This is a genomic window from Sphingopyxis sp. Q841 (assembly GCF_052384365.1).
In the GTDB taxonomy this organism is placed as follows: Bacteria; Pseudomonadota; Alphaproteobacteria; order Sphingomonadales; family Sphingomonadaceae; genus Sphingopyxis; species Sphingopyxis terrae_A.
Window position 1 is genome coordinate 647608 of record NZ_JBQSUM010000002.1, and the last position, 18323, is coordinate 665930.

Here is an 18323-nt window from a genome sequence, read left to right on the forward strand (position 1 = left end):
GGATAGCCAGTGAACGCTGACAGTGGTGACAATCTAGCGACCAATCGCGTGCGGATGGGGCGCCCCGGCGTTGCGGGCGCGGGCCGCGACCGCTTCGGGCTCGCAGGCACCTCGCAAAGCTATGATCCGCGCATCGTCGCGATCCGTCCCGACCTTGCCGACATCGCGGTCGCCGGCAAGTATTTCGCACCGCATTATGCGGCGCCGATGATGATGAGCAGCATCCTGCCCGCCGCCGTACTGCGCGGCACGCCGTCGCCCGATGCCGAACAGACGAGCGAATTGCTCTATGGCGAGGGTTTCGCGCTGCTCGACCTGACCGGGGGCTGGGCCTGGGGTTATAGTCTAGCCGATCATTATGTCGGCTATCTCGCCGCCGATGCGCTCGGCGCGCCGATTGCGCCGACGCACCGCGTCGCCGCGACCGAGGCAATCTTCCACTCCGCCCCCGATGCCGCGAGCGGCGGTTCAGCGGTGCTGCCGATGGGCGCGCTCGTGATGGGCGAAATTGCCGGCGAGTGGCTCGCTACCGCGCACGGCTACCTCCCGCTCGGCGCGCTGGTCGATGCAGACAGCCAGGTTGCCGATGCCGCGGCGGTCGCCGAAGCGATGATCGGGGCGCCCTATCTGTTCGGCGGTCGCACAAAGCGGGGCATCGATTGCTCGGGTCTCGTCCAGCTCGCCTGGGCGGCGGCGGGGGTGCAGCTTCCGCGCGACAGTGACCTGCAACTCTCTGCGCTCGGCGCCGACAAGGATGTAGCGCAGGGCGATTTGCGGCGCGGCGACCTCGTCTTCTTTCCCGGTCATGTCGGGATCATGGCCGACGCCGACACGATCATCCACTCGAGCCGCCGCTGGATGGCGGTCCAGGCCGAGCCGCTCGCCGATGTCGTGGCGCGGTCGGCCGCCAAGGGGCATGAACCAGCCGTCACCGGCTGCAAGCGGCCGCGTTGAGCCATGACGAGCGTGTTTATCGATGGTGCCGCCGGCACCACCGGGCTTGAAATCGCCGACCGGCTGGCCGGGCGCCAGGAATTTTCACTACTCCAGCTCGACGAGGCGCGGCGCAAGGATGCGGGCGCGCGGCGCGAAGCTCTGAACGCCGCCGATTTCGTCATCCTCTGCCTGCCCGACGATGCGGCGCGCGAAGCGGTGGCGATGATCGACAATGGCCGCACGCGCGTCATCGACGCGTCGACCGCGCACCGCGTCACGCCCGGCTGGGTCTATGGCTTTCCGGAGGTCGTCGGCCATGGTGCGGTGGCCGAAGCGATGCGCGTGAGCAACCCCGGCTGCTATTCGACCGGCTTCATCGCGCTCCTCGCCCCCTTGGTCCGCGATGGCCTCCTCCCCGCCGACTGGCCCTATAGCTGCAACGCCGTCAGCGGCTATTCGGGCGGCGGCAAAAGCCTCATCGAGCGCTTCAAGGCCGACCCCGACATTGCCTGGCGCGGCTATGCGCTGTCGCTGGGACACAAGCATGTACCCGAAATGCAGGCGCGCTGCGGGCTGACGGTCGCCCCGCTATTCTCCCCCGCTGTCGTGCCGGCGCATCGCGGCATGGTGGTCGAGGTGCCTTTGCCGCTTGGCGCGATGTCCGGCGCCGCGCCGGTCGATGAACTCCGCGCGGCGCTCGCCGACTATTATGCGGCAAGCCCGATCGTCGTGATGGGCGACGCCCCCGCGGACGGCGAAATGCTGCTGCGCGCATCGGACCAGGGCGACGATCGCATCGCATTGTTCGTCTTCGCCAATGCCGACGGCAGCCAGGCGCGGCTCGTCGCGCGGCTCGACAATCTGGGCAAGGGCGCGAGCGGCGCTTGCGTGCAGAACCTCAACATCATGGCGGGCCTGCCCGAAACGGCGGGGCTGCGGCTTTAGGCGTCAGTGCACCGTATCGAGCGCGGCATCGATCGACAGATAGGTGATCAGCCGCTCGATCTGCCGCCAGCGCGCGAAATGGACATGATTGCCGAGCACCCGATATTGTTCGGCGCGCGCGGCCGCAGCGAAGCCGGCTTCCTCGCCATGCTCGGTCATCAGCGCATACGCGTCGTCGACCGCACCGCGGTCGGCAAGAAATGGTGCTGGAAGCTGCATGGAGTCCCCGTCCGTTGCCTCGAAACACCCCCCTAGCGCGCACGCCTGACCGCGCCGTTCCCAACCGTGATGAACAATCGGGTAAGGTTAATGCAAGCGGCTTGGCGCTTAACCATAGCCTTCGCCTTTCGCCTCTTTGCCGCGCGGCACTGCGCGTGTAAGCAGGGGGCATGCGCAAGATCCTGAAATATGTCGCCATCGCCCTTGTCGTGTTGATCGTTGCGGGCGGGATCGCCTTTTACGTCGCGTCACGTCCCGACATTGCGCGCTTTTCGACTGCCGAACTCAGCGGCCGGGTGCCGGTGATGGCATCGCAGCGCCCCGAACAATTTCCGACGATGAAGGTGCTCGAAGCCACGGGCTGGCCGGCCGGCGAAGCGCCTCGGGCCGCGGAGGGATTGACCGTCGCGCGCTTTGCCGAAGGGCTTGACCATCCGCGTTCGATGCTCGTGCTGCCCAATGGCGATGTACTGGTCGCCGAGGCGCAGAGCCCCCCGCGAAAGGACAGCGGCATCGAAGGCAAGGTGATGAAGTCACTGATGGGCAAGGCCGGCGCCGGCGGCCCGTCGGCCAATCGCATCACCCTGCTCCGCGACGCCAATGGCGACGGCAAGGCGGAAGTGAAGACCGCCTATATCACCGGACTGAACTCGCCTTACGGCATGGCGCTGGTCGGAAAGACGCTCTACGTCGCCGACACCGACGCGCTGCTCGCCTTTCCGTTCGTCGAGGGCGCAACGGCGATGGCCGGCAAGCCGACCAAGATCGTCGATCTGCCCGCCCAGGGCACCAACCGCCACTGGACGAAGAGCCTGGTCGCGGCGCCCAACGGGTGGCTCTACATCGGCGTCGGCGCCGATTCGAACATCGGCGAAAAGGGCATGGGCAACGAGGTCCGCCGCGCCCGTATTCTGGAGGTGCGGCCCGAGAATAAATATATGCGCACCTATGCCGCCGGTATCCGCAATCCCGTGGGCTTGGCCTTCTATCCGGGCAGCAACACGCTGTGGACCGTGGTCAACGAACGCGACATGCTGGGGTCGGATCTCGTTCCCGACTATCTCACCGACGTCGACGAGGGCGATTTCTTCGGCTGGCCCTGGTATTATTGGGGCGGTTTCACCGATCCGCGGGTTGCCCCCGAAGCCGAGGACCGGCGGCAATATGTCAAGCGGCCGCAATATGCGCTGGGCGCCCATGTCGCGCCGCTGGGCATGACCTTCACCAACGGTCTGGACCTTGGCGACCGCTGGGCAAACGGCGCGCTGATCGCGCTGCACGGGTCGTGGAACCGCGATCCGGTGTCGGGATATGACGTCGTGTTCGTCAAGTTCGGCGACAATGGCAAGCCGCTCGACGCCCTGCCCGTCACCCTGCTCGACCAGTTTGTCGCCAAGGACGGCAAGACGACCCGCGGCCGCCCGGCCGATGTCAAGGTCGCCAAGGACGGCAGCGCGCTGGTCGCCGACGATACCGGCGGGATTATCTGGCGGGTCGCGAAGGCGGGCTGATCCGCCAGATCAAGCGGACGCCGACCTACACCCGCATCGGCATCAGCACGTAGAGCGCCGGGCTTTTTTCGCTTTCGCGGATCAGCGTCGGCGCGTTCGCGTCGGCGAGATGGAGTTCGACGGTGTCGCCGTCGACCTGTCCCAGGATATCGCTGAGATAGCGGGCGTTGAAGCCGATCTCCATCGCGTCGGCGTCGTAGCCGGCGGGAAGTTCTTCGGCCGCGGTACCGTTTTCGGGGCTGGTAACGCTGAGCGTGATGCGATCCTTGTCGAGCCCGACCTTGACCGCGCGCGTCTTTTCGCTGGCGATGGTCGAGACGCGATCGACGCCTTGGAACAGGCTCTTGGGATCGACTTTCAGGAGCTTGTCGTTCGCGGTCGGGATAACGCGGCTATAGTCGGGGAAGGTGCCGTCGATCAGCTTCGAGGTCAGCACGGCGTTGCCGAGCTGGAAGCGGATCTTCGACGCCGAGAGGCTGATTTCGACATTGCCTTCGGCCTCGTCGAGCAGCTTGCGGATTTCGCCGACGCACTTACGCGGCACGATAACGTCGGGCATGCCCGCGGCGCCCTCGGGACGCGTCACCGTATAGCGCGCGAGACGGTGGCCGTCGGTCGCCGCGGCCTTGAGCACCGGACCCGTCGAATCTTCGGCGACGTGCAGGAAGATGCCGTTGAGATAATAGCGCGTTTCTTCGGTCGAGATGGCGAAGCGCGTCTTGTCGATGATCTGGATGAGTTCGGCGACCGGCAGTTCGAAGCTGGTCGGCAAATCGCCCTCGGCAATCACCGGGAAGTCGTCGCGCGGCAGCGTCGGCAGATTGAAGTTCGAGCGGCCGGCCTTGACCTGCATCTTGCCTTCGGCGGCGGCGAGGCTGACTTCAGCGCCTTCGGGCAGCTTGCGCGCGATTTCGAACAGGGTGTGCGCCGAGACGGTCGTGGTACCCGGCGTTTCGACCTTTGCCGCGATAGTTTCGACGACCTGCAGATCAAGGTCGGTCGCCATCAGCTTGAGCTGGCCGCTCGCATCGGCTTCGATCAGGACGTTCGACAGGATCGGAATCGTGTTGCGCCGTTCGACCACCGACTGGACGTGGCCGAGGCTCTTCAGAAGCACTGCGCGTTCAATCGTCGCTTTCATTCTTATCCGCCATCCTGTGTTCTGCGGGAGAAGTCCCTGATGGAGCCGGCGCCGCGGACGCAGCGACGCCCCGATTCCCTGCCCCTGGAAATGTCTTCCTTCCTTAACGCGCGCACCGCGCCGCGCAAGCCATGCTTGCATTCCGGCGGCTTTCGCGCAACGGAAGCGCGATGCGGCGGGCGCTATTCCTTCTATTGCTGTGCATCGGCCTGCCCGCGCTCGCCTGGGCGGCGCCGACCGCGCTCGGCATCTTCGATGGCTGGGGCGCCTTCCGAGATCCGGCGACCCCCCGCTGCTACGCGATCGCCAGCCCCGCCGCGACGATCGGGCGGGCGCAGGAAAAAGCCTATGCCAGTATCGGATATTGGCCCAAGGCGCGCATCCGCGGTCAATTCTACATCCGCCTGTCGAAGCCGCGCGCACCGCAGAGCGAATTGCGGCTGACGGTCGGCAGCCGCCGCTTCGTGCTGACCGGCAATGGCGTCCACGGCTGGGCCAGCGATGCCCGCATGGACGCCGCGATCATCGCCGCGATGCGCGCGGCGCCGAGCATGAGTGTCGAGAGCCGGTCGACGACCGGCGGCGCGATTGCCGACACCTATCGCCTGCGCGGCGCCGCGACGGCGATCGACGCGGCAGCGCTGGGGTGCGCCAGCATCCGCTGATGCCGTTTTGGAAAATGGCAGAAAACTGCCGAACTTCATTCGCGATTCACGGTAGCACGCTGCACGGGACCTGATCCGTGGTGGACTTCTTCGACGCGGCGCGAATGGACCCGGGATCACGTCCGGGGTGACGAAGGTGGAAGATTTTGTGCGATCGAAAAATCGCGGAAAACCGCGCAACTTCACTCGCGTTTCATGTTGTGGAGGGGCGCCGGTCGTCATCGGCCAGTTTGAACCACAGCCAACGATTGTAGGAAAGGCCTTTCCGGTCCGCGCCTCCGCCGGGTCAATTGCGCGCAAGCCGCGTCAGCGCCTCGGCCAGAAAATCGAGGACGACGCGGATGCGGGGGACGTGGCGCAGGCGTTCGTGGGTGAGCAGCCACAGGCCGGTCGTGTCATCCTCCCGTGCCGGGATGCAGCGGACGAGATCGGGTTCGCGGTCGGCGAGGAAGGCCGGCAGGATCGTCAGCCCCATTCCCGAACGCACGCCAGCGAGCAACCCCGATGCGGTATCGTAACGCATGACCACCGAATCCTCGAGCCGGTATTGCTTCAGCCACGCCCGATACGGCTCCCAGATATGGCCGCCGCCGCCGATGAAGGGATGCGTCGCCAGTTCCTCGCGGCTGTGCGGAATGCCGTGGCGTCCGGCATAGTCGCGGCTGCAATAGACCGTCCACGGATTATCGGCGACGCGGCGTCCGACGAGACCCGCCCCCGTCGGCTGCTTGCTGCTGCGGATCGCGATATCGGCGGCGCCGCTTGCAAGGTCGCGCGGCTCGTCCGAGGTGTCGAGGTCGATATGGATGCCGGGATGCGCCGCACGCAGGTCGCGCAGGATGGGCGGCAGAAGGGTGATCGCAATAATCTCCATCGTCGTCAGGCTGACGGTCCCGCCCGCGTCGCGCGACTGGGCGCCCACGGCTTCGCCGAACCGGTCCGCAGAGTCGCGGACCGCAAGCGCACTTGCCAGCATCGCCTCGCCCGTCGGCGTCAACGCATAGCCAGCCTGGCGCCGTTCAAATAGCTTGACGCCGGTAGCCGTCTCCAGCGCGGCGATGCGGCGCGCCACCGTCGTCTGGCTGACGCGCAGCGCCTGCGCCGCCGCAAGCGTGCTGCCGCTTTCGGCGACCGCGAGGAAATATTTAAGGTCGTTCCAGTCGAACATGGCGTCTTGTGGGGAATAATCGCCCACGCTTCATTCTGCAATTATGCAGAATGATCGCGCAACATCGTTGCTCCTGCGGCGGCGCGCGCAGGCGTATCTAGGCCTTACCGGCTTCCTCCCCTCCCCCAACCCGCCGGTCAACGGAGACATATGATGAAGATGATGTTGACCCTTGCCGCGCTCGCCGCGGTCGCGCCCGCCCTGCCCGCCCACGCCGAACCGGCGCCCGCGCCACGCAGCGTCGCCGTCGTCCATTCGGACCTCGACCTCAGCACCGCACGCGGCGCCGACAAGCTGGAACGCCGTATCTGGCGCGCGGTCGTCACTGTGTGCGGCAGCGCGCCCGACTATGACCTGAAAGGCAAGAATGACGTTCGCCATTGCCGCCGCGACACGATGCGGCAGGCATCGGCCGACGCCGACCGCGTCATCGCCAGCGCCGCAACGCGCGGCGAACCGATCCGGGTGACGCTCGCCAAATAAGCGCCAAATAGGCGCCAAATAAGCGCGCAGCGCACCGCCGCCGCGGTCAGGCGCGAGCGTCGAACGCGCTGCGCGCCGCCTCGACCGCGGCGAGATGCGCTTCGGCCCAATGCCACACGCCGCAAAAGGCTTCGCCCAGGCTGTGGCCGAGATCGGTCAGCGCATATTCGACCTTCGGCGGCACCACCGGATAGACCGTGCGGCGAACGAGCCCGTCGCGCTCCATGGCGCGCAGCGTCTGGGTCAGCATCTTCTGGCTGATCCCCGGTACAAGCTTCGCCAGCCGGGTGAAGCGGCAGGTGCCATGCTCTTCCAATTCCTCGAGCACGAGCAGCGTCCATTTGTCGGCGACTCGACCGATCAGGTCGTTGACCAGCAGCTCGACGCGCGGATCTGGCGCGGGATCGGCGGCGGCCGAATAATTTTGCATCGCGGGCACGGCTGAAATCCCAATAGTCTCTATCAAGTAAGTATAGCACTTTCAGGTGCCTACTTTCCATTGGAGAGTATTGGCATAAATTGAGCGTCTCCCCAACCCCGAAACGAAGGACAAACGATGAAAACGACAGGCAACACCATCCTGATCACCGGCGGCGGATCGGGCATCGGTCTGGCACTCGCACAGCGTTGGCACGATGCAGGCAATGTGGTGATCGTGACCGGACGCAATAGCGCCAAGCTGGACGCCGCGATCGAAGGCCGGGCCAACATGCACGCGATGCCGCTCGACGTCACCGATGCCGACGCGATCGCCGCCTTTGCCGCCGACGTCGTGCAGCGCTTCCCCGATCTCAACGTTCTGGTGAACAATGCCGGCGTGATGATGTACGAAGCGCTGGACGGCGAGCGCAACCTGAGCGACGCCGAAGCGACGGTCGTCACCAACCTGCTCGGCCCAATCCGGCTGACCGATGCGTTGATCGACCATATCGTCGCGCGCGGCGATGGCGCGATCATCAACGTAACCTCGGGGCTGGCCTTCGTCCCGCTGCCCAAGGCGCCGACCTATTCGGCGACCAAGGCGGCGCTGCACAGCTATACGCAGGCGCTGCGCGTCCAGCTTGCCGGCCGCGTCGACGTGATCGAACTGGCGCCGCCCGCGGTGCGGACCGAACTGACCCCCGGCCAGTCGACGCGCGACGCCTATATGCCGCTGGACGCCTTTGCCGACGAGGTCATGGCGCTGTTCGCCGAAACGCCGACGCCGGCGGAGATTCTGGTGCGCAATGTCCTTCCGCTGCGGCACGCCGAAGCCGAAGGCGCGGTAGCCGAACGGCTGGCGTTCCTCGCCACCCTCTGATGGCCACCCTCTGATCGCCGCCAGCGCGCTCATCCCGAAATGATGCGCCGGACGCCACATCGGCTCTTGCCGAGGCGGCGCCCGGCGCGCATGATCGACCGGCCCGAAAGGACGACGCCCGACAGAGGCGCGCCCGACGGCGAGGTTAGTGGGATGAGGAGATGGGCCAATGAATGCCATTGGCAGATGCGATGCCGCCGCACGCGAGCGGCACCGGGCGCTGGATTTCATCGGGCTGCGTGCCCATGCGACGACGGTCGGATTGATCCAGCTTTGCGAGGAATTGCTGAACAGCGGGGTGCTGAGCCCCGAGGGGCTGGAGCGCATCAAGGGCGCGATCCGCACCGAGCTGACGGTCAGCAGCAACGCGCGCATTTCGAACCATGCCGCGTTCGACGACACGCTGCGCCGTCGGATCGATGCGATCTTTCCCGCCGCCCCCGGCGAACCGCCGCTGGAGCATGTCGGGACGCTCGAAGATTTCGAAGATGCGATGGACCCCTATCACGGCGCGTGAAGGGCCGCGCTGACGCGCGCAATTGCGCAAAGCGCGCATCGCGACTATAGGGCCGCGCATCATGCAGATCCCCGGCCACATCGATCCCGTTACGACGGGCACCGTTCCCCTGCGCGGCGGCAACCGCGTCGACCTTGTCGGATTGACGCGCGAGGGCATCCGTTCCGCGCTCGAGGACGCGGGGCTCGACGCTAAGGCGGCGAAGCTGCGCTCCAAGCAGATCTGGCACTGGATCTATCATCGCGGCGTCACCGAATTCGACGCGATGACCGATATCGCCAAGGCGATGCGCCCCTGGCTCACCGAACGCTTCATCGTTGGCCGCCCGACGGTCGTTACCGCGCAGGTTTCGACCGACGGCACGCGCAAATGGCTGCTCGCGGCGGCGGACGGCCAGGAATATGAAATGGTGTTCATTCCCGACGCCGATCGGGGAACGCTGTGCGTGTCCAGCCAGGTCGGCTGCACCCTGAACTGCCGTTTCTGCCACACCGGTACGATGCGGCTCGTCCGCAACCTGTCCGCCGGCGAGATCGTCGGCCAGGTCCTGCTCGCGCGCGATGCGCTGGGCGAATGGCCGAAGGGCACGATGGCATCGACCGCCGATGTCGACGACGAGGATGACGACGCGGGCCATTATACCGCGGACGGCCGCATGTTGACCAATATCGTGATGATGGGGATGGGCGAGCCGCTCTACAATTTCGACGAGGTCAAGGGCGCGCTGAAGATCGTGATGGACGGCGACGGGCTGGCGCTGTCGAAGCGGCGCATCACCCTGTCGACGAGCGGCGTGGTGCCGATGATGGCGCGCGCGGGCGAGGAAATCGGGGTCAACCTCGCCGTCTCGCTCCACGCGGTGAACAAGGAAATCCGCGACGAGATCGTGCCGCTCAACCGCAAATACGGCATCGAGGAGCTGCTCGCCGCCTGCGCCGCCTACCCCGGCGCGAACAATGCGCGGCGCATCACCTTCGAATATGTGATGCTGAAGGACAAGAATGACAGCGACGTCGACGCGCGCGAGCTGGTGCGGCTGATCAAGCAGTACAGGCTACCGGCGAAGGTCAACCTGATCCCGTTCAACCCCTGGCCCGGCGCGATCTATGAATGCTCGTCGCCCGAGCGGGTGCGCGCGTTCAGCAACATCATCTTCGAAAGCGGAATTTCGGCGCCGATTCGCACCCCGCGCGGGCGCGACATCATGGCGGCGTGCGGCCAGCTCAAGAGCGCGGCGACCAAACCCTCGCGCGCCGAACTCGACCGTATCGCCGAAGAAAAGCAGGCGGCGCTGGGCTAAGGCCGGCTTGCATAGCTATGCTGTGTTGCAAAAACAACACAGGTAATAAAATTGTCATTTTCTGAACGATGCGTTCATTGAAACGACAGGTGCGAACGCCATCTTTGCACATGGGACGCGACCCAAAGGGCGCCCCCTGTCAAAGAAAAGGAAAAGACAATGAAGAAGTTCGCAGTTGCTGCCGCTCTCCTCTCGGCTGTCGTTGCCACGCCTGCCCTCGCCCAGAACGGCGAAGGTCATGTCGAAGTGCGCGGCGGTTACATCACCGGCAGCGGCCTGGACGACGCCACCCTGGGCGTTGCGGGCGGCTATGATTACAACCTGGGCGACAAGGCTTTTGCCGGCGTCGAAATCGCGGGCGACAAGGTGCTGATCGACGGCGCCAAGGTCCAGTTCTCGTCGGGTGCGCGCCTGGGCGCCAACCTCGGCACGAACGGCAAGCTCTACGCGACCGGCGGCTACACCTTCGGCCAGATCGACGATCCCTATGTTGGCGCCGGTTATCAGCACAAGCTGACCCAGAACGTCTATGGCAAGGTCGAATATCGCCACCAGTTCATCAACAACTTCGACGACACCGACGCGTTCGCGGTCGGCGTCGGCTTCGCTTTCTGATCCTTCGGTCAGCGAGAAGAACGGAAAGGGGCGGCCCCGCGGGGTCGCCCCTTTTCTTTTGCGCGGGAAGCCGCCACAGCAGGGCGATGCGCTACACGATCGACGCCCTGTTGACCGGCAAGGCCCGCCGCTTCGGCGCGAAGGGCGAGCCGAGCGCGATCGACAAGCGCGCGGTCGAAGGCCGGCGCGTGGTCGACGCGCTGGGCATCGCGGGCGACGAGCAGGCCGACCTTTCGGTCCATGGCGGCCCCGACAAGGCGATCCACCATTATCCGCGCGATCATTATGGCTGGTGGGCCGAGACGATCGGCGACCATGCGCTGTTGCAGGACGCCGGCGCGTTCGGCGAGAATATCTCGACATCGGGCCTGACCGAGAGCGCGGCGTGCATCGGCGACCGCTATCGCCTGGGCAGCGCGCTGGTCGAGATCAGCCAGGGCCGCCAGCCGCGCTGGAAGCTCGGCCACCGGTTCGGCATCGCGACGCTGCCTGCCACCGTCGTCAGCTCTCGCCGCGGCGGCTGGTATTACCGTGTCATCGAGGATGGTGCGGTCGGCGCAGGCGACGCATTGGAGCTGATGGAGCGTCCGCTGCCCGACTGGAGCGTCGAGCGCGTCTTTCACCTGCTGATCGGCGGGGCGGGCAAGCGCGAACCGGCGGCGCTGCGCGCGCTCGCCGCGATGGACCTGCTCGCCGCCAACTGGCGCGCCCGCGCCGACAAGCTGCTGGGTTAGCGCGGCGTCGGCAGCGCCTGTTCGACGAGCGGCGCCAGCGATGCGGCGACGATTTTCACGCCCTTGGCATTGGGATGCATATTGTCGCCGAGCATCAGCGATTTGTCGGTGACGACATTGTCGAGGATGAAGGGATAGAGGCTCGCGCCATATTTTTCGGCAAGTTCGGGAAATATCGGATTGAACTTGCTCGCATAATCGCTGCCCAGATTGGGCGCCGCCATCATCCCGGTCATCAGGACGGGGATGCCGCGCCGCTTGAGCTCGGCAAGCATCGCGTCGAGATTGGCGCGCGTCTGATCGGGGCCGATGCCGCGCAGCATGTCGTTGCCGCCGAGGCCGAGCAGCACGAGCGCGGGTTTCGCCTTCGCATTGTCGAGAACATAGGACAGCCGCTGCCGCCCCGCCGCGGTGGTATCGCCCGATACCCCGGCGTTCTGGACGCGCACCATGCGACCGTCCGCCGCGAGCGCCGCCTGAAGCTGCGGCGCGAGGCCTTCCCTGGGGCCAAGCTGGTAGCCGGCGTAGAGGCTATCGCCGAAGGCAATGACGAGCGGTGCGTCGGCGGGAAGCACGGGCACCGCCTTCGCCGGATTTTCCTTGCCCGCTGCGGGCGCCGCGGGGGCCTCCGCCGAGCCGCATCCGGCAAGCGGTTGGCAAAGGGCGATTGCAAAACCATATAGGGCGAAAGAGCGCCATCCGGCCGTTCTCATTTCCAAAGGGTCCTTTCTTGACCGACAGCCCCCGACCGCCCGTCGCGCCGACGATGGCGATTGCCGCCCATAATGTGACGCTGACGCTGGGGAGCGACAAGGCCCCCGTCGAAATTTTGCGCGGCGTCGATCTGGAGGTTGCGGCCGGCACCTCGGTCGCGCTGCTCGGTCCGTCGGGATCGGGCAAGAGTTCGCTGATGGCGGTGCTCGCCGGGCTGGAACGCGCACGCGGCGGAACGGTCATGGTCGCGGGGCTCGATTTTGCGACGATGGACGAGGATGCGCTGGCGCGCGCGCGGCGCGGGCGGATCGGTATCGTCCTGCAAGCCTTTCACCTGTTGCCGACGATGACTGCGCTCGAAAATGTCGCCGTGCCGCTGGAGCTGGCAGGGATCGACGACCCGTTCGGGCGCGCCGCGCGCGAGCTGGAGGCGGTCGGGCTCGGCCACCGGATGACTCATTATCCCGCGCAGCTTTCGGGCGGCGAGCAGCAGCGCGTCGCGATCGCGCGCGCGATGGCGAGCGAGCCGCAGATCATCTTCGCCGACGAACCCACCGGCAATCTCGACACCGCCACCGGTCATGCGATCATCGAACTGATCTTCGCGCGGCGCGCGGCGCTCGGCGCGACGCTGCTGATCATCACCCACGATCCCGAACTGGCAGACCATTGCGACCGCGTCGTCGTGATGCACGACGGGCGGATCGAGGAACGAGCTGCATGAGCGCCGATGGTCCCCCTCCCCACCGCTACGCGGCAGGGAGGATTTGATGATCCCGCTGGCGACCCTGTGGCGTATCGCGCGGCGCGATCTGGCGGCGCGGATTCGCGGGCTGCGCCTGCTGGCGGTGTGCCTGTTCCTCGGCGTCGCGACGCTCGCGGCCATTGGCAGCCTGACGAGCGGCATCACCGCCGAACTGGCGTCGCGGGGGCAGACGATCCTGGGCGGCGACCTGCAGTTCGGCCTGCCGCAGCGGCAGGCGAGCGAGGCCGAACTCGCCGGGCTGCGCGGTGCCGGCGCGACATCGGCGACGGTGCGGATGCGTGCGATGGCGAACGCGCCGGACGGCAGCGCGCTGCTCTCCGAGCTCAAGGCGGTCGATGCCGCCTATCCGCTTTACGGCACGATGCGGCTCGAAAGCGGCGCGCGCCGCGGCCCGCCGCCGCCGGGGGCGATCTGGATCGGCAAGGCTCTCGCGTCACGGCTCGACCTGACGGTCGGCGGCGCGGTGAAATTCGGCGACAAATCCTTCCGCATCGACGGCATCATCGCCGACGAGCCTGACCGGCTGGGCGAAGGCTTTACGCTGGGCCCGGTGGCAATCATCGGCCTCGGCGATCTTGCCGCCACGCAGTTGATCCAGCCCGGCAGCCTCTATGAAAGCAAATATCGCGTCCGCCTGCCCGCGGGTGCCGATCCGGTGGCCGCGGGCAAGCGGCTGAGCGCGGCTTTCCCCGACGCAGGCTGGGAGGTGACCGACCGCAGTAACGGCGCGCCGGGCACGCGGCGCTTTATCGAGCGCATGGGGCAGTTCCTGTCGCTCGTCGGCCTCGCCGCGCTGGTGATCGCCGGGATCGGGGTCGGCAACGGGGTCGCCAGCTATCTTGCGGGCAAGCGCCCGGGGCTCGCGACGCTGAAGGTGCTCGGTGCCGACAGCGCGGCGGTGCTGCGCATCTATGGCTTGCAGATATTGGCGGTTGCCGCCGCCGCGATTGCCGCCGGATTGATCGCGGGCGCCTTGGCCCCCGCGGCGATCGGCGCAATCGCGGGCGACGTCCTGCCGGTCAAGCCGGGACTGGCCGTCTATCCGCTGCCGCTCGCGGTCAGCGCCGCCTATGGGCTGCTCATCGCGATTGCCTTTGCGTTGCCACCGCTCGCCGCGACGCGCCATATTCCGGCCGCGGGCCTCTATCGCGCGACGGTCGACGGCGCGGGCCGGATCGAAAAGCGTGTGCTGGCCGCCGTTGCCCTCGCCTTCGCCGCCATCGTCGCCCTCGCGGTCGGCACGGCGCGCGAACCGCTGTTTGCGCTGGGCTTCATCGGGGCGGCGGTGCTGCTGCTCCTGATCCTTGTCGCGCTTGGCTGGCTGGTGCGCCGCATCGCGAGCCGGGTGCCGCGCCCGAAGCGGCCGCTGCTGCGCCTTGCGCTCGCCAATCTGCATCGCCCCGGCGCCGCGACCGGCGCGCTGGTCGTCGCGCTAGGCCTGGGGTTGACGCTGTTCGTCACCCTCGCCGCGATCCAGACGAGCATCACCGCCGAAATCGCGCGCACCGTACCCGAACGCGCGCCGAGCTTTTTCGTCCTCGATATTCCGCGCGACCGGGCGGCCGCGTTCCGCACGCTGGTGACCGGGGCGGACGACAAGGCGGCAATCAACATGATCCCCGCGCTGCGCGGCAGCGTCACCGAATTTGCCGGCAAGCGCGTCGACGAGCTTGCCGAACTGCCCGAAGGCGCGTGGGTGCTGCGCGGCGACCGCGGTCTGACCTATAGCCCCGTGCTGCCCAAGGGCAGCAGCCTGACCCAGGGCCAGTGGTGGGCGCCCGATTACAACGGCCCGCCGCTGGTCAGCGTAGAGGCTGATGTCGCGAAATCGCTGGCGCTGAAAATCGGCGACACACTGTCGGTCAATGTGCTGGGGGTGGAGGTGCAGGCGCGCGTCGCCTCTTTCCGCTCCGTCGAATGGGACAATTTCGGGCTCAACTATGCACTCGTCTTTTCGCCCGGCACTTTCGACGCGGCGCCGCATAACATGGTCGCGACCGTCGCGGTCGGGCCGCAGGCCGAAACCGCGCTGGCGCGCAGCATCCCCCGCGCCTTCCCCTCAGCCTCGCTGATTCAGGTGCGCGATGTGGTGAGCCAGGTGACGAGCCTGCTGACGCAGATGAGCCAGGCGACCGCTGCGGCGGCGAGCATCGCGATCCTGGCCGGCATCGCCGTGCTGATCGGCGCGATTGCCGCAAGCCGCGAGCGGCGCGTCTATGACAGCGTGATCCTGAAACTGCTCGGCGCGACGCGCGGCCAGATTCTGGGGGCGCAGGGACTGGAATATGCGCTGCTCGCCGCAATCCTCGCGCTGCTCGCGCTCGGCCTCGGGCTGGTCGCGGCGCATTATGTGGTGGTCGAACTGTTCGACTTCCGCTTCGCACCCGATCCGCTGGTCGTCGGCGCGACGCTGGTCGGCGGTGCGGGCCTCGCCTTCCTGATCGGCATCGCCGGAAGCTGGCCCTTGCTGTCGGCGAAACCCGCGCAGGCGCTGCGCAGCCTCTAGTTCAAGATCCGCACCACCGCCGAAATCGCCGAGAGGCCGAGCACGACCGCGACCATCGCCTGCCACAGATGCGCCGGAACGCGACCGAAATGGCGGCCGCCTAGATGATTGCCGAGCCACATCGGCACGAACAGCAGCAGCGCGAGGATGAGCAGGCGGTGCGTCGCGAGCCCGGTCCACAGCGCCGCGAGCGTGCCCGCGATGGCGGTGGCGAAGAAGATCAGCATCATCGACGCGCGCGCGGTCCGCGGATCGAGCCGGCGGCGCAGGTAAAAGGGCACGACCGGCGGCCCCGGCATCGCGGCAAAGCCGGTGAGCAGGCCCGACGCAATCCCCGTCCCGCCGATGGCGACGCGGCCGGGCCGGTGTCCCTCGGGCTGTTTGGGCATCAGGATCGCAAGGAAGGCACCGACCGCCACGAGCGTGATCATCAGGCGCGCGACATCGGGGGTGATCGCTTTCAGCGCGAGCATGCCGAGCGGCGTCGTCGCCATCGCGATCAGCCCGATCGGCACCGCGGTATGACGGTCGGCATCGGCCAGGATGACGCGCAACCCGACCGGACCGATCAGCAATTGCAGGATGATCGCCACGACGACCGCTTGCCCCGGCGGCACGATCATCCCGAGCAGCGGCACGAGGATGATCGCCATGCCGAAGCCGGTCAGCCCGCGCACATAGGCCGCGCCGAACGTCATCGCCGCAGCGCCCGCAAAGGTGAGCGGCGCCAGGCCGACGAGAGCCTTGATGCCGGTCAAGCGGGGCGCAGGTCCGGCGGGGTCGCTTCGCCCTTCAGCATCGCGATCGCTTCGGCGAGCGGCAGGATGCGCTGGCCGTCCTGGCCGAGGGTGCGGATTGCAACGGTGCCCTCGTCGGCCTCGCGCTTGCCGACGACGAGCAGATAGGGAACTTTCTGCAGGCTGTGCTCGCGCACCTTGTAGTTGATCTTTTCGTTGCGCAGGTCGGTTTCGACGCGGATGCCCGCCGCCTCGAGCTGCGCCGCGGCGTCCTTCGCATAGTCGTCGGCATCGGACACGATCGTCGCGACGACCGCCTGCACCGGCGCGAGCCAGGTCGGGAAGCGGCCGGCGAAATGCTCGATCAATATGCCGATGAAGCGTTCATAGGTGCCGAGGATCGCGCGGTGGAGCATCACCGGGCGGTGGCGCTCGCCATCCTCGCCCACGTAGGACGCATCGAGTCGTTCGGGCATCACGCGGTCGGACTGGATCGTGCCGCACTGCCACGTCCGGCCGATCGCGTCGGTCAGGTGGAATTCGAGCTTGGGCGCATAAAAGGCGCCCTCGCCGGGCAATTCTTCCCAACCATAATCGTCGTTCGCCATGCCGGCGCGCGCGACCGCATCGCGCAGTTCCTGTTCGGCCTTGTCCCACATGGCGTCGGTGCCGAAGCGCATATCGGGGCGCAGCGCGAGCTTCACCGCATATTTTTCGAAGCCGAGCTGCTTGTAGACGCGGTTGAGAAGTTCGCAGAAAGACCGCACTTCCTCGACGATCTGGTCCTCGCGGCAGAAGATATGGCCGTCGTCCTGCGTGAACTGGCGCACGCGCATGATGCCGTGCAGCGCGCCATGCGGTTCGTTGCGGTGGCAACAGCCCATTTCGGCCATGCGCAGCGGCAGGTCGCGATAGCTCTTGATCCCCTGCCGGAAGATGAGAACGTGCGCGGGGCAGTTCATCGGCTTCAGCGCCATCCACTCGGCATCGTCCGAGACGAGCGGGCCGTCGTCCTCGATGTTCGGCACTTCGTCGGGGATGACGAACATATTCTCGCGATATTTGCCCCAGTGGCCCGACTGCTCCCACTGGCGCGCGTCCATCACCTGCGGCGTCTTGACCTCCTGATAGCCGGCGCCGTCGATCGCGCGGCGCATATAGGCCTCGAGCTCGCGGTAGATGCGATAGCCCTTGGGGTGCCAGAAGACGCTCCCATGCGCCTCTTCCTGAAGGTGGAAGAGGTCCATCTCGCGACCGATCTTGCGGTGGTCGCGTTTCGCGGCCTCTTCGAGCCGCACCAGATGCTCCGCGAACTGCTTTTTGTTAAGCCAGCCGGTGCCGTAGATGCGTGAAAGCTGGGCATTTTTCTGGTCGCCGCGCCAATAGGCGCCCGAGACGCGCGTCAGCTTGAACGCCGCCGGGTCGAGCTTGCCGGTCGAGGCCAAGTGCGGCCCGCGGCACATGTCCATCCAGCCGTCTCCCGAGCGGTAGACGGTCAGTTCCTCGCCCTCGGGCAGTTCGGCGGCCCATTCGGCCTTGAACGTCTCACCCTCGGCCCGCCATTTGGCGATCAGATCGTCGCGTTGCCACACTTCGCGCGTCAGCGGCAGGTCGGCGGCGATGATACGGCGCATCTCCTCTTCGATCAGCGGCAGTTCGTCATCGCGGAAGGCGCCATGCTCGGCGGTCGGCGCGAAATCATAATAGAAACCGTCGTTCGTCGAGGGACCGAAGGTGATCTGCGTGCCGGGAAACAGATTCTGCACCGCCTCCGCCAGCACATGCGCATAGTCGTGGCGCACGAGTTCGAGTGCATCGGCCTCGTCGCGGCTCGTGACCAGCGCGAGGTTGGTGTCGGCCTCCAGCGGACGCATGATGTCGCGCAGTTCGCCGTCGACCTTTGCGGCGAGCGCGGCCTTCGCGAGGCCGGGGCCGATGTCCGCCGCGATCTGCGCCGGAGTAGTGCCGCGCGCGACTTCTCGGGCAGAGCCGTCGGGAAGGGTGACGCGGATCATCTCGGACATCGGAAATCGGGCCTTTCTGGCGGAATAAACTGCGCCCCTTTG

At 66.8% G+C, this 18323-nt stretch carries 19 protein-coding genes; 12 read left to right on the forward strand and 7 right to left on the reverse strand.

Translation table 11 applies throughout. The annotated features are described in order from the left end of the window. Positions 1-9 precede the first annotated feature (9 nt). Together ACT17R_RS13410 and argC are read left to right on the forward strand one after the other, a co-directional pair. Entirely contained in the window at positions 10-954 is a 945-nt protein-coding gene (locus tag ACT17R_RS13410; RefSeq protein ID WP_238929650.1) for a C40 family peptidase, read from the forward strand. Between the two features lie 3 nt (positions 955-957). Then, positions 958-1881: an N-acetyl-gamma-glutamyl-phosphate reductase gene (gene argC / locus ACT17R_RS13415; protein ID WP_062902059.1), complete on the forward strand. Its 924-nt coding sequence runs from the start codon at positions 958-960 to the stop codon at positions 1879-1881. Between the two features lie 3 nt (positions 1882-1884). Here the strand turns inward: argC and ACT17R_RS13420 are convergent, their stop codons facing one another. Beyond that, positions 1885-2100: a hypothetical protein gene (locus ACT17R_RS13420; protein ID WP_003047427.1), complete on the reverse strand. Its 216-nt coding sequence runs from the start codon at positions 2098-2100 to the stop codon at positions 1885-1887. 170 nt (positions 2101-2270) lie between these two features. On the opposite strand from ACT17R_RS13420, the gene ACT17R_RS13425 reads away from it, so the two are divergent. Beyond that, positions 2271-3611, forward strand: coding sequence for a PQQ-dependent sugar dehydrogenase (locus ACT17R_RS13425; RefSeq protein WP_062902058.1), 1341 nt, complete (start codon positions 2271-2273; stop codon positions 3609-3611). Positions 3612-3636: 25 nt separating this feature from the next. On the opposite strand, the gene dnaN is transcribed toward ACT17R_RS13425, so the two are convergent. Continuing rightward, on the reverse strand, positions 3637-4752 hold the full coding sequence (gene dnaN, locus ACT17R_RS13430) for a DNA polymerase III subunit beta (RefSeq protein ID WP_058813473.1): 1116 nt from the start codon (positions 4750-4752) through the stop codon (positions 3637-3639). A gap of 170 nt (positions 4753-4922) precedes the next feature. On the opposite strand from dnaN, the gene ACT17R_RS13435 reads away from it, so the two are divergent. Continuing rightward, entirely contained in the window at positions 4923-5417 is a 495-nt protein-coding gene (locus tag ACT17R_RS13435; protein ID WP_062903151.1) for a hypothetical protein, read from the forward strand. 286 nt (positions 5418-5703) lie between these two features. Here ACT17R_RS13435 and ACT17R_RS13440 read toward each other — a convergent pair whose 3' ends face one another. Next, complete coding sequence (locus ACT17R_RS13440) at positions 5704-6612, reverse strand: LysR family transcriptional regulator (RefSeq protein WP_444809605.1); 909 nt, start codon at positions 6610-6612, stop codon at positions 5704-5706. 123 nt (positions 6613-6735) lie between these two features. On the opposite strand from ACT17R_RS13440, the gene ACT17R_RS13445 reads away from it, so the two are divergent. After that, positions 6736-7068, forward strand: coding sequence for a UrcA family protein (locus ACT17R_RS13445; RefSeq protein ID WP_062902056.1), 333 nt, complete (start codon positions 6736-6738; stop codon positions 7066-7068). A 46-nt stretch (positions 7069-7114) separates the two neighbouring features. On the opposite strand, the gene ACT17R_RS13450 is transcribed toward ACT17R_RS13445, so the two are convergent. Beyond that, positions 7115-7498, reverse strand: a complete 384-nt coding sequence (locus ACT17R_RS13450) for a winged helix-turn-helix transcriptional regulator (protein WP_444809606.1) — start codon at positions 7496-7498, stop codon at positions 7115-7117. A 126-nt stretch (positions 7499-7624) separates the two neighbouring features. Here ACT17R_RS13450 and ACT17R_RS13455 point away from each other — a divergent pair, with 126 nt between their 5' ends. The 5 genes from ACT17R_RS13455 (at position 7625) to ACT17R_RS13475 (ending at position 11534) form a co-directional block, all read left to right on the forward strand. Further along, positions 7625-8368, forward strand: a complete 744-nt coding sequence (locus ACT17R_RS13455; RefSeq protein ID WP_062902054.1) for an SDR family oxidoreductase — start codon at positions 7625-7627, stop codon at positions 8366-8368. 169 nt (positions 8369-8537) lie between these two features. Next, entirely contained in the window at positions 8538-8885 is a 348-nt protein-coding gene (locus ACT17R_RS13460; protein WP_058813415.1) for a hypothetical protein, read from the forward strand. 61 nt (positions 8886-8946) lie between these two features. Beyond that, entirely contained in the window at positions 8947-10185 is a 1239-nt protein-coding gene (gene rlmN / locus ACT17R_RS13465; protein WP_062903150.1) for a 23S rRNA (adenine(2503)-C(2))-methyltransferase RlmN, read from the forward strand. A 159-nt stretch (positions 10186-10344) separates the two neighbouring features. After that, entirely contained in the window at positions 10345-10800 is a 456-nt protein-coding gene (locus ACT17R_RS13470) for an outer membrane protein (RefSeq protein WP_003047453.1), read from the forward strand. Between the two features lie 86 nt (positions 10801-10886). Continuing rightward, entirely contained in the window at positions 10887-11534 is a 648-nt protein-coding gene (locus ACT17R_RS13475) for an MOSC domain-containing protein (RefSeq protein WP_444809607.1), read from the forward strand. Here ACT17R_RS13475 and ACT17R_RS13480 read toward each other — a convergent pair. Next, entirely contained in the window at positions 11531-12247 is a 717-nt protein-coding gene (locus tag ACT17R_RS13480; RefSeq protein WP_234179477.1) for an arylesterase, read from the reverse strand. The genes ACT17R_RS13475 and ACT17R_RS13480 overlap by 4 nt on opposite strands. 53 nt (positions 12248-12300) lie before the next feature. Between ACT17R_RS13480 and ACT17R_RS13485 the strand changes: the two genes are divergently transcribed. Both ACT17R_RS13485 and ACT17R_RS13490 read left to right on the forward strand, forming a co-directional pair. Then, positions 12301-12972, forward strand: coding sequence for an ABC transporter ATP-binding protein (locus ACT17R_RS13485; RefSeq protein ID WP_062903149.1), 672 nt, complete (start codon positions 12301-12303; stop codon positions 12970-12972). A gap of 46 nt (positions 12973-13018) precedes the next feature. Beyond that, a complete protein-coding gene (locus ACT17R_RS13490) occupies positions 13019-15520 on the forward strand; it encodes an ABC transporter permease (protein ID WP_234179475.1) in 2502 nt (833 codons plus the stop codon). Here ACT17R_RS13490 and ACT17R_RS13495 read toward each other — a convergent pair. Together ACT17R_RS13495 and thrS are read right to left on the reverse strand one after the other, a co-directional pair. After that, positions 15517-16278 carry a sulfite exporter TauE/SafE family protein gene (locus tag ACT17R_RS13495; RefSeq protein WP_062767915.1) on the reverse strand — a complete coding sequence of 254 codons (762 nt, stop codon included), beginning with the start codon at positions 16276-16278 and terminating at the stop codon, positions 15517-15519. The two genes, ACT17R_RS13490 and ACT17R_RS13495, sit on opposite strands and share 4 nt — an antisense overlap. Next, positions 16275-18281 (reverse strand): threonine--tRNA ligase, encoded by a 2007-nt coding sequence (thrS, locus tag ACT17R_RS13500; protein ID WP_234179473.1) that lies wholly within the window; start codon positions 18279-18281, stop codon positions 16275-16277. Before thrS ends, ACT17R_RS13495 begins: the two co-directional genes overlap by 4 nt. Between the last annotated feature and the right edge of the window lie 42 nt (positions 18282-18323).

What these genes read in the sequence shown, in the direction of transcription:
- ACT17R_RS13470 (WP_003047453.1), top strand. Translation starts at nt 10,345, where the DNA reads ATGAAGAAGTTCGCAGTTGCTGCCGCTCTCCTCTCGGCTGTCGTTGCC.
- ACT17R_RS13445 (WP_062902056.1), top strand. Translation starts at nt 6,736, where the DNA reads ATGATGAAGATGATGTTGACCCTTGCCGCGCTCGCCGCGGTCGCGCCC.
- ACT17R_RS13475 (WP_444809607.1), top strand. Translation starts at nt 10,887, where the DNA reads ATGCGCTACACGATCGACGCCCTGTTGACCGGCAAGGCCCGCCGCTTC.
- ACT17R_RS13485 (WP_062903149.1), top strand. Translation starts at nt 12,301, where the DNA reads ATGGCGATTGCCGCCCATAATGTGACGCTGACGCTGGGGAGCGACAAG.
- ACT17R_RS13455 (WP_062902054.1), top strand. Translation starts at nt 7,625, where the DNA reads ATGAAAACGACAGGCAACACCATCCTGATCACCGGCGGCGGATCGGGC.
- ACT17R_RS13435 (WP_062903151.1), top strand. Translation starts at nt 4,923, where the DNA reads ATGCGGCGGGCGCTATTCCTTCTATTGCTGTGCATCGGCCTGCCCGCG.
- dnaN (WP_058813473.1), bottom strand. Translation starts at nt 4,752, where the DNA reads ATGAAAGCGACGATTGAACGCGCAGTGCTTCTGAAGAGCCTCGGCCAC.
- ACT17R_RS13480 (WP_234179477.1), bottom strand. Translation starts at nt 12,247, where the DNA reads ATGAGAACGGCCGGATGGCGCTCTTTCGCCCTATATGGTTTTGCAATC.
- argC (WP_062902059.1), top strand. Translation starts at nt 958, where the DNA reads ATGACGAGCGTGTTTATCGATGGTGCCGCCGGCACCACCGGGCTTGAA.
- rlmN (WP_062903150.1), top strand. Translation starts at nt 8,947, where the DNA reads ATGCAGATCCCCGGCCACATCGATCCCGTTACGACGGGCACCGTTCCC.
- ACT17R_RS13450 (WP_444809606.1), bottom strand. Translation starts at nt 7,498, where the DNA reads ATGCAAAATTATTCGGCCGCCGCCGATCCCGCGCCAGATCCGCGCGTC.
- ACT17R_RS13425 (WP_062902058.1), top strand. Translation starts at nt 2,271, where the DNA reads ATGCGCAAGATCCTGAAATATGTCGCCATCGCCCTTGTCGTGTTGATC.
- ACT17R_RS13460 (WP_058813415.1), top strand. Translation starts at nt 8,538, where the DNA reads ATGAATGCCATTGGCAGATGCGATGCCGCCGCACGCGAGCGGCACCGG.
- ACT17R_RS13420 (WP_003047427.1), bottom strand. Translation starts at nt 2,100, where the DNA reads ATGCAGCTTCCAGCACCATTTCTTGCCGACCGCGGTGCGGTCGACGAC.
- ACT17R_RS13490 (WP_234179475.1), top strand. Translation starts at nt 13,019, where the DNA reads ATGATCCCGCTGGCGACCCTGTGGCGTATCGCGCGGCGCGATCTGGCG.
- thrS (WP_234179473.1), bottom strand. Translation starts at nt 18,281, where the DNA reads ATGTCCGAGATGATCCGCGTCACCCTTCCCGACGGCTCTGCCCGAGAA.